Source organism: Acinetobacter sp. V116_7 (assembly GCF_056735735.1).
In genome coordinates this window covers 554,454-569,553 of record NZ_JBWZIF010000028.1, presented here as the reverse complement: position 1 = coordinate 569,553, position 15,100 = coordinate 554,454, and the positions used below count along the sequence as shown (strand labels likewise).

Genomic DNA, 15,100 nt, shown 5'->3' with positions numbered 1-15,100 from the left:
AAAGTTTATAAGTGGCTACACTTAACCCTTCAAAAATCTCAGCTTGTTTTAGATTTTATTGCAAATGAATACACAACGTGAACAATTGATATATACATGGCTTACATCTGTTCTTAAAAATGATCAATTTAAGATCGCTTTTTTAGCAGGTGATGCAAGCTTCCGACGTTATGCGCGTATCCAGTTACAAAATAAAACGTATATGCTTATGGATGCCCCTCCAGAAAAAGAAGACTGTGTTCCGTTTGTGACCATTGACGAATTTTTTGCAGGCCATGGTGTACGCGTACCGCAGATCGTCGCGAAAGATTTGGCTCAAGGTTTTCTGCTATTGGAAGATTTTGGTGATGTGCTGTTGTCTACATTATTAAATGATGAAACAGTCGATAAATACTATGAACAAAGTTTTAAACAACTTATTCAATTGCAATCTATTGATGGGACTAACCAGTTTCCAGCTTATTCCTACGAAAAATTAATGTCGGAAATGCAGTTACTCACAGACTGGATGTTGCCATCGCTTGCTATTCAGCCGACTGCTGAGCAGAAAAAAACGATTGATGATGCATTTGATTTCTTGGCTCGTGCCGCAGTAGCCCAACCGCAAGTTATTGTACATCGAGATTTTCACAGTCGTAATCTGATGAAAATTGAAAATGAACTAGAGCTTGGAGTAATCGACTTCCAAGATGCTGTTATTGGTGCTGATACATATGACTTAATTTCGATTACTCGTGATGCATATGTTCAATGGAATGCTGAGCATGTTTATCAATGGTTTAGAACATTTTATGACTTATTGCCTGAGTCTGCCAAACAGAACCGCAGTTTTGAGCAATTCAAGCGTGATGCAGATTTAATGGCTATTCAGCGCCATATTAAAATTCTTGGCATTTTTGTTCGTTTGTTTGAGCGTGATGGTAAGTCTGGATACTTAAAAGACTTGCCGCGAGTCATGTGGTATTTACTTGAAGAAAGTCGTGGTTACGCTGAACTTGAAGAATTTATGGTATTTATAAATAACACAGTGATGCCTAAATTTATCGAGAAATATGGTAGCTATGAGGTAGCAGCATAATGAAAGCAATGATTCTTGCTGCTGGCTTGGGTAATCGTATGCGTCCACTTACGCTATATACACCAAAGCCTCTGCTTGAGGTAGGCGGTAAGCCGCTAATTGTGTGGCATATTGAAAAGCTTAAGAAAATTGGTGTGACTGAAATCGTCATCAATTCTGCATGGTTGGCAGATAAACTCATCAGTAGCTTAGGAGACGGCTCTCAATTTGGTGTAGATATCCGTTGGACACGAGAGGATGAGGGGCTAGAAACAGCTGGTGGAATTATTAATGCTTTGCCACTGCTTGGAACAGATCCGTTTATTCTGGTGAATGGAGATGTATGGACCACAATGGATTTTGAAGCTCTACCCCATATTAAGTTAAATGATGATTTAGCACATCTTGTATTGGTTAATAACCCTAAACAGCATCCCGAAGGCGACTTTACATTATTGGATGGACGCGCTTTTACATTCGATCAAGATGTGAAGGGTGAGAATCTCACTTTTAGTGGTGTATCTGTTATCCATCCTAAGCTTTTTGATGGATTGGAACCTGGTAAACGTCCTTTAGCTCCACTGTTGAAGCAAGCGATGCACAATCAAAAAATATCTGGTGAAAAGCTTAAAGGTGCATGGGTCGATGTGGGAACGCCTGAGCGTTTAATGGAGCTAGATTTGCAAATTCGTGAAGGCTTCTACGATTAAGTGTGTAATCCCTAATCGTTAACTAGTGTTCCACGATGCATAAATGGGTATACTTTGTTTTAAATTTTACTTAGATGTTATCTGTTTATGCATCCGTTTTTTCAAGAGTTACAACAGGGTAGTCAAAAACTAGGTTTATCGCTTAGCGATGAAGCTTTGGCATTATTGTTAAAGTATCAAGATGCTTTGGTACTTTGGAATAAAGCATATAATCTGACAGCAATTCGTGATCCGAAAGAAATGTTAGTGAAGCATTTGTTGGATAGTCTAAGTATTTTAAATGACTTACCTGAAGGTAGACTACTTGATGTGGGTACAGGTGGTGGAATGCCTGGCATGATTATTGCTCTTTGTCAGCCACAACGCCAATGTGTTCTTTTAGATTCTAATGGTAAAAAAATTCGTTTTTTGAAGCAATTTATTGCTGATCTAAAATTGAGTAACGTTGTGGCAGTGCAAACACGTGTTGAGAATCAAGATACAATTGATGAGCTTGGCCAGTTTGACGTCATAACAAGTCGAGCTTTTGCTTCTTTAACGGACTTTGTAGATGCAGCTCAGCCATATCTTCATCAGAGCAGTATAATCGCAGCGATGAAAGGTGTAGTGCCAGTTGAGGAAATTGAGCAGCTCAAGCAGGGCTTTTCATGTAAAGTGATTGAACTGCGCGTACCAAGACTTGATGAACAACGTCATTTACTTTTACTTCAACGTATCTAAATAAAAAGTATTAAGGTTACCATGGCTCAAATTATTGCGATTGCAAACCAAAAGGGTGGTGTTGGTAAAACAACGACTGCAGTAAATCTTGCAGCGTCTCTAGCTGTATTAAAAAAACGTGTATTACTTGTAGATATGGACTCACAAGGTAATGCTACGATGGGGTCTGGTATTCAAAAGAACGATCTTTTGTATTCAATTACAGATGTTCTTCTTGGCGAAGTTCCAATTGAAACAGCCATTCAAAAAGCAGAAGTTGGATATAAAGTTCTAGGTTCCAATCGTGAGCTTTCAGGTGTAGAGCTCGCTATCGCAGAGCAGGAAGGTCGTGAATTCATTCTAAAGAACGCTTTGAATGAAATCAGAAACTCATTTGACTATATCATTGTAGATTGTGCTCCAAGTTTGAGTTTGATTACTGTCAATGCTTTGGCGGCTGTAGATAGTGTAATTATTCCAATGCAATGTGAATATTATGCGCTAGAGGGTTTGGCTGATTTAACCCAGACTATTGATCGTATTCAAAAAGCACTCAACCCTGATTTAGAAATTATTGGTGTATTACGCACGATGTACGATGCACGAAATGCTTTAACACGTGATGTGTCTGCAGAACTAGAGCAATATTTCGGCAAGAAACTTTATGATACTGTTGTTCCACGAAATGTTCGCTTAGCAGAAGCACCAGCACATGGGTTGCCTGTTATCTATTTCGAAAAAAGTTCTAAAGGTGCAGTTGCATACTTAAATCTTGCAGCTGAGATGTTAAAGAGAAGTAAAGTGAAGAAAGGAAGTAAAGTATGAGCATCAAAAAACGCGGATTGGCTAAAGGACGTGGTTTAGATGCATTACTTGGTTCAATTCAAAAAGAAAAACTACAACTGGAAGCACAGGCGTTAGACCACGGACAGTTAAAACAAATTGATGTGAATTTACTGAAGCGTGGTGAATATCAACCACGTCGTTTTATTCATGAGCATGATTTACAAGAGTTAGCATCTTCTATTGAAAAACATGGCGTGATGCAGCCTATTGTAATCCGTCCAGTTGATGATGAAACACATCCATATGAAATCATTGCAGGTGAGCGTCGTTGGCGTGCAGCTCAACTTGCGGGCTTAACTGAAATTCCTGCAATTGTTCGTGATTTAAATGATCAGGTGGCAATTGCATTAGCGTTAATTGAAAACATTCAACGTCAAGATTTAAATCCAATTGATCAAGCAATAGCTCTACAACGCTTTCATGATGAATTTGGTTTAAGTCATCAAGAAATTGCTGACACAGTTGGTAAAGCACGTACTACTGTCAGTAATCTACTGCGCTTATTGAGTTTAGCTGATGATATTAAAGATTTCATGCAGCAAGGGCAGCTTGATATGGGGCATGCTCGAGCAATTTTGACATTGAAAGGTAAAGATCAATTAGAAGTTGCTAAAATTGTAATCGAGAAAGGATTGTCAGTTCGTCAAACAGAGCAATTGGTGCGTGATAGAAGTGAGCCTAAGCAGGAAAAGGAAAAAGCGCCTGTAGCACCAGATATTGAGCAATTGACACAAAAATTATCAGAGCGTTTTGGTGCTAATGTAAAAATTGATCATAACCAAAAAGGTAAGGGTAAACTTGTTATTCATTATCATACCTTGGATGAGTTAGATGGCATTTTAAATATTTGCTTGCCAGAATAATTTGCAGATGGGTCATGTATTTCTAATTTTATATTCTTGGGGAAGAACATATGTGGGAACTTGTGAGAGCGGGTGGCTGGTTGATGCTGCCTTTAATTCTATGCTCAATTTTAACTGTTGCGATCAGTATTGAACGTTTTGTTCGGTTAAGACGTTCACAAGTTCTACCCGAAGCATTAAGCGGTAAGAGCTCTTTAAGAGCTGAAGATATAGTGGAAAGTTTAGAACAAAATGTAGAAGTGCAAAATAGTGCATTGGGACACATTTTAAAAGCAGGCTTTGAGCATCGCGAACATGGTGAGCAATTTGCTCGCGCGCAAATGGAAGTTGCAGCTTCTCAAGAAATTTCCTATTTAGAAAAAAATATTAACTTCTTGGGCACTTTAAGTGCTGTAGCGCCGTTACTCGGATTGCTTGGCACTGTGGTGGGAATTATTGAGTCATTTCTTGTGATTGATTTTGGATCGGCTGGTAGTCCAAGTTTAATGATCCCTGGTATCTCTAAAGCATTAATTACCACAGCTGTGGGAATGTTAATTGCAATTCCTGCTCTAATTGCTTATCGCTATTTCCAAAGAGTAGTGCAAGATTATATTGCTGAATTAGAACAGCAATCGACCTTGTTTCATGCTTCATTGTTCTATAAGCGTTCTTCATCTGTAGCTGAACACCGCCGTGTTGGTTAAGAGGTGGACGCCAAATGAAGTTTAAACGTTCTCAAGTTGAAGACATTCATATCAATTTAACGCCTATGATTGACTGTTTGTTGTTCATTTTGGTTTTTTTATTGCTGTCGACCACTTTTAATCAGCCAAGTCGCATCAATTTAACATTACCAGATGCACAAGGTGTTCCACCAAAACAGTACGATCATAAAATTGAAGTCGTGGTAGACTCTGCTGGTCATTATGCTGTGAATGGTCAAGCGCTTTCATCTAAAGAGGTTGCTGATCTGAGTACTGCAATTAAGCAAGTTGCTCAAGAGCACCGTGACTTTATGTTCATCATTGCTGCGGATGCCAAAGCGTCTCATCAGGATGTAATTCGCGTTATGGATGTGGCAGGACAACTCGGTTTTGTTAACATCAATATTAGTACCAAAGTTCCTTCTAGAGGTTTTTCTGAGTGAATCAAGATTTTAAGGTTTATACGCGTCTCTTAGCCTATTTAAAACCTTATTGGGGCGTGGCCTTATTAGTACTTATCGGGTTCGGTATTAACTCAGCAACAGAAGTTTCCGTTGCTAAATTGATTAAATTTATTATTGATGCAATCCAAAACAGCAGTAGAGCAGATTTGGATTGGTTCCCGTTATTAATTATTTTATTAGTATTCTTCCGCGGCTTAGGCCTATTTATGGGCGGCTACTATACTGCTGTGATTTCCCGTAGTTTAGTTTTTAGTATTCGTCAGGAAGTTTACGCCAAACTTTTAAGACTCCCAGCACAATATTACTTAGATAACTCATCTGGCCATATTACTGCCAAAATTATGTATAACGTTGAACAGCTAACAGCTGCTTCTTCGGAATCATTAAGAACCATTGTTAGGGATGGGATGATTACTATTGGACTATTAGGCTATCTGTTCTATACCAATTGGCGTCTTACCTTATGCGTTTTTGTGTTTTTACCAGTAATTGGTGTATTGGTACGTAAAGCTTCGAAACGTATGCGAAAGCTTTCGTTACAAGTTCAAGACACTATGGGTGATGTGAACCATGTTGTCCAAGAAAGTATTAATGGTAATGCTGTAGTAAAGACTTTTGCTGGTGAAGAATCTGAACAAAAACGTTTCTATAAGTCATCGGAAGAGAACTTAAAACGCGGTTTAAAAATGGTGATTGTGCAAAACCTGAATAGTCCAGTTGTTCAGGTAGTAATGGCTTGTGCTATGGCCCTTATTGTATGGTTAGCTTTGCGACCTCAGATTTTAGGTAATACAAGTGCTGGTGAATTTGTGGCTTATCTTACAGCTGCTGGTCTATTAGCAAAACCAGTTAAAAGCTTGACTGATGTAAATGAAAAGCTACAACGTGGTTTAGCAGCAGCTCATTCTGTTTTTGAATTACTAGATTTACCTGAAGAGCAAAATAACGGTCAATTGAAGCCTAAATTAAATGGTGCAATCCGTTTTGATCATGTGACATTAAATTATGCTGATGGCGTAGCAGCCATTAAAGATTTTTCTTTAGATATTCTCCCGGGTCAAACAGTGGCATTGGTTGGTCGTTCAGGAGCTGGTAAAAGTTCATTAGTGAATATGTTGGTACGTTTTCAAGAAGTATCGAGTGGACAAATTTATTTAGATGATTTGCCAATTAATGATATTGAACTTTCTTGTCTGCGCACGCAAATTGCAATGGTAAATCAACAGGTTATATTGTTTAATCGTACTGTTCGTGAAAATATCGCATATGGTCAGTTGGAAGGTGCATCAGATGAAAAAATCTATGCAGCGGCAAAAGCAGCCTATGCACATGACTTCATCATGAATTTGCCAAACGGTTATGACACTGTTTTAGGCGCACAAGGTCTAAACCTATCTGGTGGTCAGCGTCAACGAATTGCAATTGCTCGAGCAATCTTAAAGAATGCTCCAATTCTAATTTTAGATGAAGCTACAAGTGCTCTCGATAATGAATCTGAACATTTTATTCAGCAAGCATTTGATGAAGCGATGCAAGACCGTACAACGATCGTTATTGCACACCGTTTATCAACAATTGAAAATGCTGATCGTATTGTAGTGATGGATCAAGGGCAAATCCTTGAGCAAGGTACTCATAAAGAGCTTCTTGAAAAACATGGTGCTTATTATCAATTACATCAGCGTAATTTTGAGGATAACTAAGCATGTCATTGGCCCAGCTGATCCAGAATGCATGGAATAAGCAATCGAGTTGGTTGATTGCTTTACGTCCATTATCTTGTTTGTATCGTGCTGGGTTTCTATTAAATCGTAATTTTTATACTGTGGGTTTAAAGAAAGTTTATAAAGCACCTGTACCGGTCATGGTGATTGGTAATATTACTGTGGGTGGAAGTGGAAAAACTCCATTATTAATACAACTGGTGAATTATCTACAACAGCATAATGTCAAAGTTGGGGTCATTAGCCGTGGATATGGTGGTATAGGTCCTTTTCCCATGTTAGTTACTTCGGGTGCTCAAGCAACTCAGGTTGGAGATGAGCCTGCATTAATTGTTCAATCGACAAGTGTACCAATGGCAGTAGGTCCTAATAGACAGGCTGCAATTGAACTTTTATTAGCATCAACATCAGTAGATTTAATTATTAGTGATGATGGTTTGCAGCATTGGGCACTGGGACGACAAATCGAGTGGATTGTACTCGATCAAAATCGAGGCTTAGGAAATCAAAAACTATTACCTGAAGGATTTTTGAGAGAGCCAGTTGAGCGTTTAGAAACTGGAACAGTAATTGAACATGCGTATAAACCAACTACAGAATTAAATATGCATCTTGATACTGGACAACCATATTTACTCAATCCTTCGCGAAGGGTCGAACACATTTTTAATCCTCAAAGTAATTATCATGCTGTAGTTGGGATTGGCTTTCCACAGCGTTTTTATCAAACACTTAAAGATTTAGGTCTGAAACAATTTCAAGAACATGCGTTTCGTGACCATCATGATTACGCAATCGATGATTTAATTTTTAATGATGAACTGCCACTTATTACAACTGAAAAAGATGCAGTTAAATTATTGCCATTGCTTAAAAAATATCCAGAATTTAAACAACCTATTTGGGTTGTTCCTGTTAAAGCTATCCTGTCTGTAGAGTGTTATCAGGTTTTAAAGCAGCAACTGCAACAACTTGATATCCAATTATCTTAGGAAGAAAAAATGAAACACATCGTCATTCCAGCACGCTTTTCAAGTTCGCGTTTGCCAGGTAAACCATTGTTGCTTATTCATGGCCGTCCTATGATTTTACGTGTAGTGGATCAAGCCAAAAAAGTCGAAGGTTTTGATGATCTATGTGTGGCAACAGATGATGAACGTATTGCTGAGATTTGCCGTGCAGATGGTGTAGATGTTGTTCTTACAAGTCCTGATCATCCATCAGGAACAGACCGATTAAGCGAAGTTGCGCGCATTAAAGGTTGGGATGCTAATGACATTATTGTAAATGTTCAGGGAGATGAACCTTTATTACCAGCCCAACTTGTTAAGCAAGTTGCAAAACTTTTGGTTGATAAACCAAATTGTTCAATGTCGACGTTGTGCGAGCCAATTCATACCTTAGATGAGTTTCAGCGCGATAGTATTGTAAAAGTAGTCATGTCTAAACAAAATGAAGCTTTATATTTTAGCCGGGCTACTATTCCTTATGATCGGGATGAGGCTAAACATGATGAACCGACTTTACATACACAAGCATTTCGTCATTTAGGTTTATATGCGTATCGAGTGAGCTTATTGCAAGAATATGTGACCTGGGATATGGGTAAGCTTGAAAAATTAGAAAGTCTTGAACAATTACGTGTTTTAGAAAATGGTCATCGTATTGCGATTGCTGTTGCCCAAGCAAATTTACCACCCGGTGTGGACACTCAAGCTGATCTTGATCGCTTAAATAATATGCCAGTCGAATCTTTTGAATAAGCGTTAATTTTTAATGAATCCGAATGTAACTTCAAAGGTTTATCCTTGGCAGAAAACAACATGGGATACCTTAACAACAAGGTTTCCCAATATTGGACATGGCCTATTATTCTATGGCAAGGAAGGCTGTGGGAAACATGCATTTGCTAAGCATTTCTTGGCGTGGGTACTTTGTCTAAATAAGCAGCCTCATGGTGCTTGTGGTGAATGTAGCAGCTGTCAATGGTTAAAATCGGATACTCATCCAAATTATGTCCATATCACAACAGATGAAGAAAATAAAAAGCAAAATGCAAAAATAAAAATCGAAAAGATTCGAGATTTACTGCCTTTCGTGCAACAAACAGGAGAGGGTTGGCGCGTTATTCTTATTGAACCTGCTGAAGCTCTTAACTTAGCATCTTCAAATGCGCTATTAAAAACCTTGGAAGAACCAGGTGAGCGTGTTGTTTTAATTTTATTGGCCGATCACTACCTTAAATTACCAGCCACTATTCGTAGCCGATTGCAGCACTTTGCTTTAGACCGCATTTCATATGAGCAGGCTACTTCATATTTGAATGAGCATTTATCTGAAATTGCAGAAGTCCAACCTGATTTATTGCTTGGTCTATCTAATGATATGCCTTTACAAGCTATAGAAATTGCAAAAAGTGATTGGTTTACTAAACGACAGACTTTCTTAAATGACTGGCTAAAAATTGTAGCTCAAAAAAATATGCCTTTATTTTTCTCAGGAAAATGGCAAAAAGAATTAAGTTTTAGCGATTTTATCGTACTTTTTGAGTACTTGTTGGGAGATTTAATTTGTGTCAAGCTAAATCAACCGCAGAAAAATACAGATTTAGATTTTGATCAATTAATTCCATATTACGATTTAGAAAGCTTATTCAATATTTATAGTGAACTACAACAAGCAAAAAAGCTTGTTGAGCAAAATGTACAAAGTCAACTTATTATAGATCAATTGTTTATAACGTTAATGAATGTTTAAGGGGAAGATTATGCAGCCGCAAATGGGGGGGATTATTCAGGTAAATATTCCTGATAGAGCTACTTTACAAGCAAGCTATATGGGATATGTGCAAGGTGGAGGCCTATTTGTACCATCAAAACAAAAAGTAAAAATGGGACAAGAAATTTTCATTTTAGCTACTTTGCCTGAGCAGTCTCAAAAAATTCCTCTTACGGGTAAGGTGATTTGGATATCGCACAAGCAGAGTGGATTTAAACCTCAAGGTTTTGCTATTCAATTAAGTGGAGATAAGGGAATTTACTATAAAGCTGAGGCAGAAAGAGTTTTGGCTGGTAGTATGTCTCTAGATCGTCCAAGTTATACCATGTAATCAAATAGGATAGAAAAGTGTTTGTTGATACGCATTGCCATTTAACGATGTTAGATTTAACGCCTTATAACGGCGATCTGGACCTTGCGCTCGCAGCAGCGCGAGCAGAAGGTGTGTCTAAATTTATGGCAATATCCGTTGATCTTGATGACCACATTGCACTAGCAGAGATTGCAAAGAGACATGAAGACGTTGGTTATACAGTAGGTGTTCATCCTTGTGAAGATGCCGATACAATGGCTCGTGCCACGACCGAATACTTGATTGAATTGGCTCAGTCGAAAAAAGTATGGGCTCTGGGTGAAACTGGACTGGACTACTACCACAGTACAGATTTTGTTGAAGAGCAAAAGGCATGTTTTGCAAGACATATCCAAGCTTCGAAAACTGTAAAAAAACCGGTTGTCGTTCATACGCGTTCAGCAAAGCATGATACGGTAGATATTATTCGTGCTGAAAACTCCACTCATGGAATTTTGCATTGTTTTACCGAAGATTGGGAGACAGCAAAGGCTGTTCTGGATTGTGGTTATTACATTTCTTTTTCAGGTATTGTGTCATTTAAAAATGCACAAGACTTGCGTGATGTAGCTAAACAAGTGCCATTAGATCGGCTTTTAATTGAAACAGATAGCCCTTATTTAGCACCTGTTCCATACCGTGGAAAAACAAATGAACCAAAATATGTACCTTATGTAGCCAAAGCGCTCAGCGATGTATATGATAAATCGGTTGAGGAAATTGCAATGATCACCTCACAAAATTTTGAGAACTTGCTAAAAGCGATTTAAGTTATAGAAACTATATAAGAGAGTAATTGCGTGAAGATGGATCGTCAGGCTCAGTTCCGAGCAAGAGAAGTATTAATATTTCAGGTTGCGGAGCAATTATTGCTAGAAAATGGCGAAGCCGGAATGACACTTGATGTCTTGGCTGCTGAGCTTGATTTAGCAAAAGGAACTTTGTACAAACACTTTCAAAGTAAAGATGAATTGTACATGCTGTTGATTATTCGTAATGAACGTATGTTACTCGAAATGGTTCAAGATACTGAAAAGGCCTTTCCAGAACATTTGGCCTTTTTTATGCTGCATCATTTACACCATCCTGAACGGACAGTTTTATTTCATCAAATTGAGGAAAAACTTTCGATTACAGCTCAAGGTGTGCATCACCTTTTTAATGAGCTTTATCAAGTGCGTAAACAACGATTACGAATTATCATTCGCATGACAGATCACTATTTAGAATCGATTCAAAGCAATATGACAACTCGAGATTATCTGGCTTCTATTTGGTCGTTAACGCATGGTGCAGCAGCTATTCTCAACTCAAGTTTTTACCAACGCTATTTGGGTTCGCGGGACACTTTAAGAGTGGCTTATATTGATCAGGCATTAGCCTTACCTAAACAAACTGCTGAACAATATGCTTAATAGGTCGATATGAAATCTCAATCACCGCCTAAATCACAAAAAGGTTTTACCCTCATTGAAGTGATGGTGGTGATTGTTATTATGACGATTATGACCTCTCTTGTTGTACTTAATATAGGTGGGGTTGACCAAAAGAAAGCGATGCAAGCAAGAGAGTTATTTTTGCTTGATGCCCATAAAATTGGTAAAGAGTCACTTGATCAGTCTCGTGTTTTAGCTCTATCTACTATGAGTGAAACTGACGTTTCTCCATTTTCTTATGAGCTGTATGAATACCACGATCAGAGTAAATTACAGGTACAAGATTTAAAAAATCGTTGGCAGAAATACCCAGAATTTACTACGCGCCAATTGCCTAAACATGTATCGTTTACAGTACAACCTCTAGATGGTCAAACCTATTCAAAAGCTACCAATACAGATTTAATTGGCGGGCAGGCTCCGCAGTTAATCTGGTTTGGAAATGGTGAAGCTAAAACAGTTAAAATACAGTTTTACTTTGAACAAAAACCAATTGGTTCAGAAATACAGATTGATCATTTGGGTAAAATAAATGAAATCTAAAGGCTTTACTCTATTAGAGGTAATGGTAGCTTTAGCAATTTTTGCTGTAGCTGCCGTCGCGTTAACTAAAGTGGCCATGCAATATACCCAATCTACCTCAAATGCAATTCTTAGAACAAAAGCTCAGTTTGTAGCAATGAATGAAGTTGCCTTAATGGAGATAAATCAAGAATGGCTTCAAGGTACTCAAAGTAAGCAAGTTACTTCTCAAGGTGAAACTTGGCAGATTGATAAATCTGCTGAAGCTACAGTCAGCCCGAATGTTCAGAAAGTAGATTTGCAAATTAGCTTATATGATTCTGATAAAGGGAAAGTTCAAAATGGTATTACCCACTTGGTATTTTTTAATTATCCAATGAAAGCAAAATAATGATAAAAAATAAATATCTTCGCTCGAGAAGTCTAGTTTCTCGTCTTGCTGCACGATCGGAGCAGATGATGAGGGGTTACTCCGAGCAAAGCTCTTCGTCTTGCGCTCAGACAAAGCTTCGCTTTGTTAATCCTCGCTCAGGATTTACTTTAGTTGAGCTTTTAGTCGCAATTGCAATTTTTGCTGTTCTATCTTTGTTGGGTTGGAAGATCTTTGATTATTTATTAAAAGTCCGTGATCGTAATGCACAACACGAAGTACAGTTATTCGAATTACAAGATGCTTATCAACAAGTTTTACGTGATACGTTGCAAATTATACCTTTATCGGCTAATCAAGGCGGGCAACTACGTCCAGCCTTGGAACTAGATAATCAAGTTCTTCACTTTAGTAAGGCAGGTGTTACTGATCCCTTAAAACAAGGGTTGTCACCTTTTGAACGTATCGAATATCGATATGATCCTGATCAAAAAAAGCTTTATCGTCTTAAATATAGTAATTTAAATACTTCAAACAGAGAGCAACCATTATCAAGTACGCTGTTGAGCCAAGTTGAACAATTTCAAATTATGGTACTAACGCCTCAAGAAGTGACAAAGTGGCCAGAAATTAATATTGATCCCACAAAACCTGAAGAATTTAGAAAGTTGCCGAAAGGAATAAAAATACAACTCACAGTTGCCGGTGTAAGTTATGAGTGGATTTATAGCTTAAATCAAGGTGATTTATCGCTCTCCAATAAAGGAGTGGGATAGTGTTGCATTATAAAAAAAGCCAGCAAGGCGTTGCTTTGCTCACCATTCTAATTATGGTTGCTTTGGCTACAATTTTGGCTGCCTCTATTGCAAAGCATCAAACCAATACGATGGAAAATACTGGCTATTTGATGCGTCAAAATCAGTCATTACTCTATGCAAAAAGTGCAGAGGCTTTTTTTTCTGAATTATTAATTCAAGATGCAAACAATGCTGGTGGCGTTGATCATTTAAAAGAAACATGGGCACAGCCGATGCCACCTTTTCCAATAGAAGATGGATCAGTATCAGGACGTTTATTGGATGAGTCAGGCAAATTTAACCTAAACAATTTGACGACGAATGAAGGTAAGGTAAACGAAGCTGCTAAAAATTGGTTTGAGCGGTTACTTGTACGTGTAGGCTTGCCAGCAGAATTAAGTCAAGCAGTCATCGATTGGCAAGATCCAGATGACGAACCATCTGGGCCTATGGGTGCTGAAAGCAGTTATTATGAAGGTCTTGATCCTAGCTATTTAGCTTCAAATGCTAAATTTCATCGTATTGAAGAGCTAAAATTAGTAAGAGGGTTTGACGGTAAGAAATATGATTTAATTGCTCCTTATATTTCTGCATTACCTGAGAATACAAAAGTAAATATTAATACCGTCTCGCCATTAGTTTTGGCGAGTATTGATCCAAAATTAGATTTAGGGGCGGTAGAAAAAGAGCTTCAGATGCGCCAACAAAATTTAAAATTCTTTCAAAATGTTGATGAATTATGGCAATTGAATGCTTTTTCAACAGTCGACACTCAAAAGAGAACTGAAGTGAATAGCTTGTTAGATGTAAAGTCGAGTTTTTTTCAAGCACAAATTGAGGTCGTGCTAAATAATCGGAAAAGACAATTTACAAGTGCACTAATGCGTAATGATAAGCAGGTTTATGTTTATTCTAGAAACATGTCACCATTTAACTAATTGAAAAATTTTGGTTTATTTGTTTTTATCATGTTGTTGAAAAGTCATATTTAGAAACTTCTCTAATGACAAAATAAAATGAAGATAAATTTTCTATATATTTATCTTCAATATTTCTTCACAAGTCTTATCATACTTTTCGCTAATTGTTTCTAATTGAAAAGTGGTGCGAAGTTTTCGTCTTTTGCTTTATAATAATGTTCCTAGAAGGAATGATCGATTTGGCACATGTTAATTCGTAAGTTATTTAAGTTTGAAAATGCACATGTTGTACGAAACTGTACATCGGATCGTTGTAAGCGATCAATTCATGGACATAGCTATAAAGTCGAATTATTGCTTAAAGCTTCGAAATTAGATCATGGACAAATGGTTTATGATTTTGGGCTTCTAAAAGGGGTAATAAAAGACCTTATTGACAGCTTTGATCATGCAATCTGTTTTTGGGAAAAAGATGATTCTCAATACATTGATGCTTGTCAGACTTTTAGTGCTCGTTGGATTTCTTTACCTGTTTCACCTTCGGCTGAACAGTTTTCACGTATTTTCTTTTATTTAGCTCAGCAAGTTTTACAATCAACCATCACTCAAAATGGGGAAGGTGATGTTGAGGTTTATTCAGTTATTGTTCATGAGACTGATACTGGATATGCACAAAGCTTTATTGAAGATATTCAAAATGAACAAATGGGGATTTTAAGTCTCGATGGAATTGTTTTTTCAGAACAAATTCAGATAGAGTGGGCAAATCCTCAAATGTATGAAGACTTGAAAAATGGGATTAAATTTAATAATCCTCAAGTTGATTTACAAGTCGAAGTATAAGTCGAATTACTTACAGTATTTGTAGAATTGAAA

19 protein-coding genes are annotated in these 15,100 nt (G+C 37.6%); all 19 read left to right on the top strand.

Going from position 1 to position 15,100, the window contains the following annotated elements; genetic code table 11:
* The first annotated feature begins 64 nt into the window (after positions 1–64).
* The 19 genes from AC1PJP_RS16660 to AC1PJP_RS16570 all read left to right on the top strand — a co-directional run bounded on the left by AC1PJP_RS16660 (position 65) and on the right by AC1PJP_RS16570 (position 15,067).
* A complete protein-coding gene (locus tag AC1PJP_RS16660; protein WP_416667669.1) occupies positions 65–1,078 on the top strand; it encodes an aminoglycoside phosphotransferase family protein in 1,014 nt (337 codons plus the stop codon).
* Positions 1,078–1,767: an N-acetylmuramate alpha-1-phosphate uridylyltransferase MurU gene (murU, locus tag AC1PJP_RS16655; protein WP_479767748.1), complete on the top strand. Its 690-nt coding sequence runs from the start codon at positions 1,078–1,080 to the stop codon at positions 1,765–1,767. Before AC1PJP_RS16660 ends, murU begins: the two co-directional genes overlap by 1 nt.
* Positions 1,768–1,854: 87 nt before the next feature.
* Positions 1,855–2,487 carry a 16S rRNA (guanine(527)-N(7))-methyltransferase RsmG gene (rsmG, locus tag AC1PJP_RS16650; protein WP_151826714.1) on the top strand — a complete coding sequence of 211 codons (633 nt, stop codon included), beginning with the start codon at positions 1,855–1,857 and terminating at the stop codon, positions 2,485–2,487.
* Positions 2,488–2,508: 21 nt separating this feature from the next.
* A complete protein-coding gene (locus AC1PJP_RS16645; protein ID WP_003651453.1) occupies positions 2,509–3,291 on the top strand; it encodes a ParA family protein in 783 nt (260 codons plus the stop codon).
* Positions 3,288–4,175 (top strand): ParB/RepB/Spo0J family partition protein, encoded by an 888-nt coding sequence (locus tag AC1PJP_RS16640; protein ID WP_005304694.1) that lies wholly within the window; start codon positions 3,288–3,290, stop codon positions 4,173–4,175. The genes AC1PJP_RS16645 and AC1PJP_RS16640 overlap by 4 nt, the downstream gene beginning before the upstream one ends.
* A gap of 50 nt (positions 4,176–4,225) precedes the next feature.
* Positions 4,226–4,861 (top strand): MotA/TolQ/ExbB proton channel family protein, encoded by a 636-nt coding sequence (locus AC1PJP_RS16635; RefSeq protein WP_013198088.1) that lies wholly within the window; start codon positions 4,226–4,228, stop codon positions 4,859–4,861.
* Positions 4,862–4,875: 14 nt separating this feature from the next.
* Positions 4,876–5,304: an ExbD/TolR family protein gene (locus AC1PJP_RS16630; RefSeq protein WP_004642621.1), complete on the top strand. Its 429-nt coding sequence runs from the start codon at positions 4,876–4,878 to the stop codon at positions 5,302–5,304.
* Positions 5,301–7,028, top strand: a complete 1,728-nt coding sequence (msbA, locus tag AC1PJP_RS16625; RefSeq protein WP_151826716.1) for a lipid A export permease/ATP-binding protein MsbA — start codon at positions 5,301–5,303, stop codon at positions 7,026–7,028. The genes AC1PJP_RS16630 and msbA overlap by 4 nt, the downstream gene beginning before the upstream one ends.
* A 2-nt stretch (positions 7,029–7,030) precedes the next feature.
* Complete coding sequence (lpxK, locus tag AC1PJP_RS16620) at positions 7,031–8,041, top strand: tetraacyldisaccharide 4'-kinase (protein WP_479767745.1); 1,011 nt, start codon at positions 7,031–7,033, stop codon at positions 8,039–8,041.
* A 9-nt stretch (positions 8,042–8,050) separates the two neighbouring features.
* The gene (gene kdsB / locus AC1PJP_RS16615; RefSeq protein WP_107880085.1) at positions 8,051–8,812 is read left to right on the top strand and encodes a 3-deoxy-manno-octulosonate cytidylyltransferase; all 762 of its coding nucleotides are present in this window, start codon (positions 8,051–8,053) and stop codon (positions 8,810–8,812) included.
* 13 nt (positions 8,813–8,825) lie between these two features.
* On the top strand, positions 8,826–9,806 hold the full coding sequence (locus AC1PJP_RS16610; protein WP_198307917.1) for a DNA polymerase III subunit delta': 981 nt from the start codon (positions 8,826–8,828) through the stop codon (positions 9,804–9,806).
* Between the two features lie 10 nt (positions 9,807–9,816).
* Positions 9,817–10,158: a PilZ domain-containing protein gene (locus tag AC1PJP_RS16605; protein ID WP_003651467.1), complete on the top strand. Its 342-nt coding sequence runs from the start codon at positions 9,817–9,819 to the stop codon at positions 10,156–10,158.
* Between the two features lie 17 nt (positions 10,159–10,175).
* A complete protein-coding gene (locus tag AC1PJP_RS16600) occupies positions 10,176–10,949 on the top strand; it encodes a TatD family hydrolase (protein WP_004792737.1) in 774 nt (257 codons plus the stop codon).
* A 36-nt stretch (positions 10,950–10,985) separates the two neighbouring features.
* Positions 10,986–11,594 (top strand): TetR/AcrR family transcriptional regulator, encoded by a 609-nt coding sequence (locus AC1PJP_RS16595; protein WP_013198082.1) that lies wholly within the window; start codon positions 10,986–10,988, stop codon positions 11,592–11,594.
* Positions 11,595–11,603: 9 nt separating this feature from the next.
* Complete coding sequence (locus tag AC1PJP_RS16590) at positions 11,604–12,158, top strand: type II secretion system protein (RefSeq protein ID WP_005304714.1); 555 nt, start codon at positions 11,604–11,606, stop codon at positions 12,156–12,158.
* A complete protein-coding gene (gene gspI / locus AC1PJP_RS16585) occupies positions 12,148–12,528 on the top strand; it encodes a type II secretion system minor pseudopilin GspI (protein WP_447500474.1) in 381 nt (126 codons plus the stop codon). The genes AC1PJP_RS16590 and gspI overlap by 11 nt, the downstream gene beginning before the upstream one ends.
* Positions 12,528–13,283 carry a type II secretion system minor pseudopilin GspJ gene (gene gspJ / locus AC1PJP_RS16580; RefSeq protein WP_447500473.1) on the top strand — a complete coding sequence of 252 codons (756 nt, stop codon included), beginning with the start codon at positions 12,528–12,530 and terminating at the stop codon, positions 13,281–13,283. The genes gspI and gspJ overlap by 1 nt, the downstream gene beginning before the upstream one ends.
* Positions 13,283–14,242, top strand: a complete 960-nt coding sequence (gspK, locus tag AC1PJP_RS16575) for a type II secretion system minor pseudopilin GspK (RefSeq protein WP_447500472.1) — start codon at positions 13,283–13,285, stop codon at positions 14,240–14,242. Before gspJ ends, gspK begins: the two co-directional genes overlap by 1 nt.
* Before the next feature lie 228 nt (positions 14,243–14,470).
* On the top strand, positions 14,471–15,067 hold the full coding sequence (locus tag AC1PJP_RS16570) for a 6-pyruvoyl trahydropterin synthase family protein (protein ID WP_004792725.1): 597 nt from the start codon (positions 14,471–14,473) through the stop codon (positions 15,065–15,067).
* The last annotated feature ends 33 nt before the right edge of the window (positions 15,068–15,100 follow it).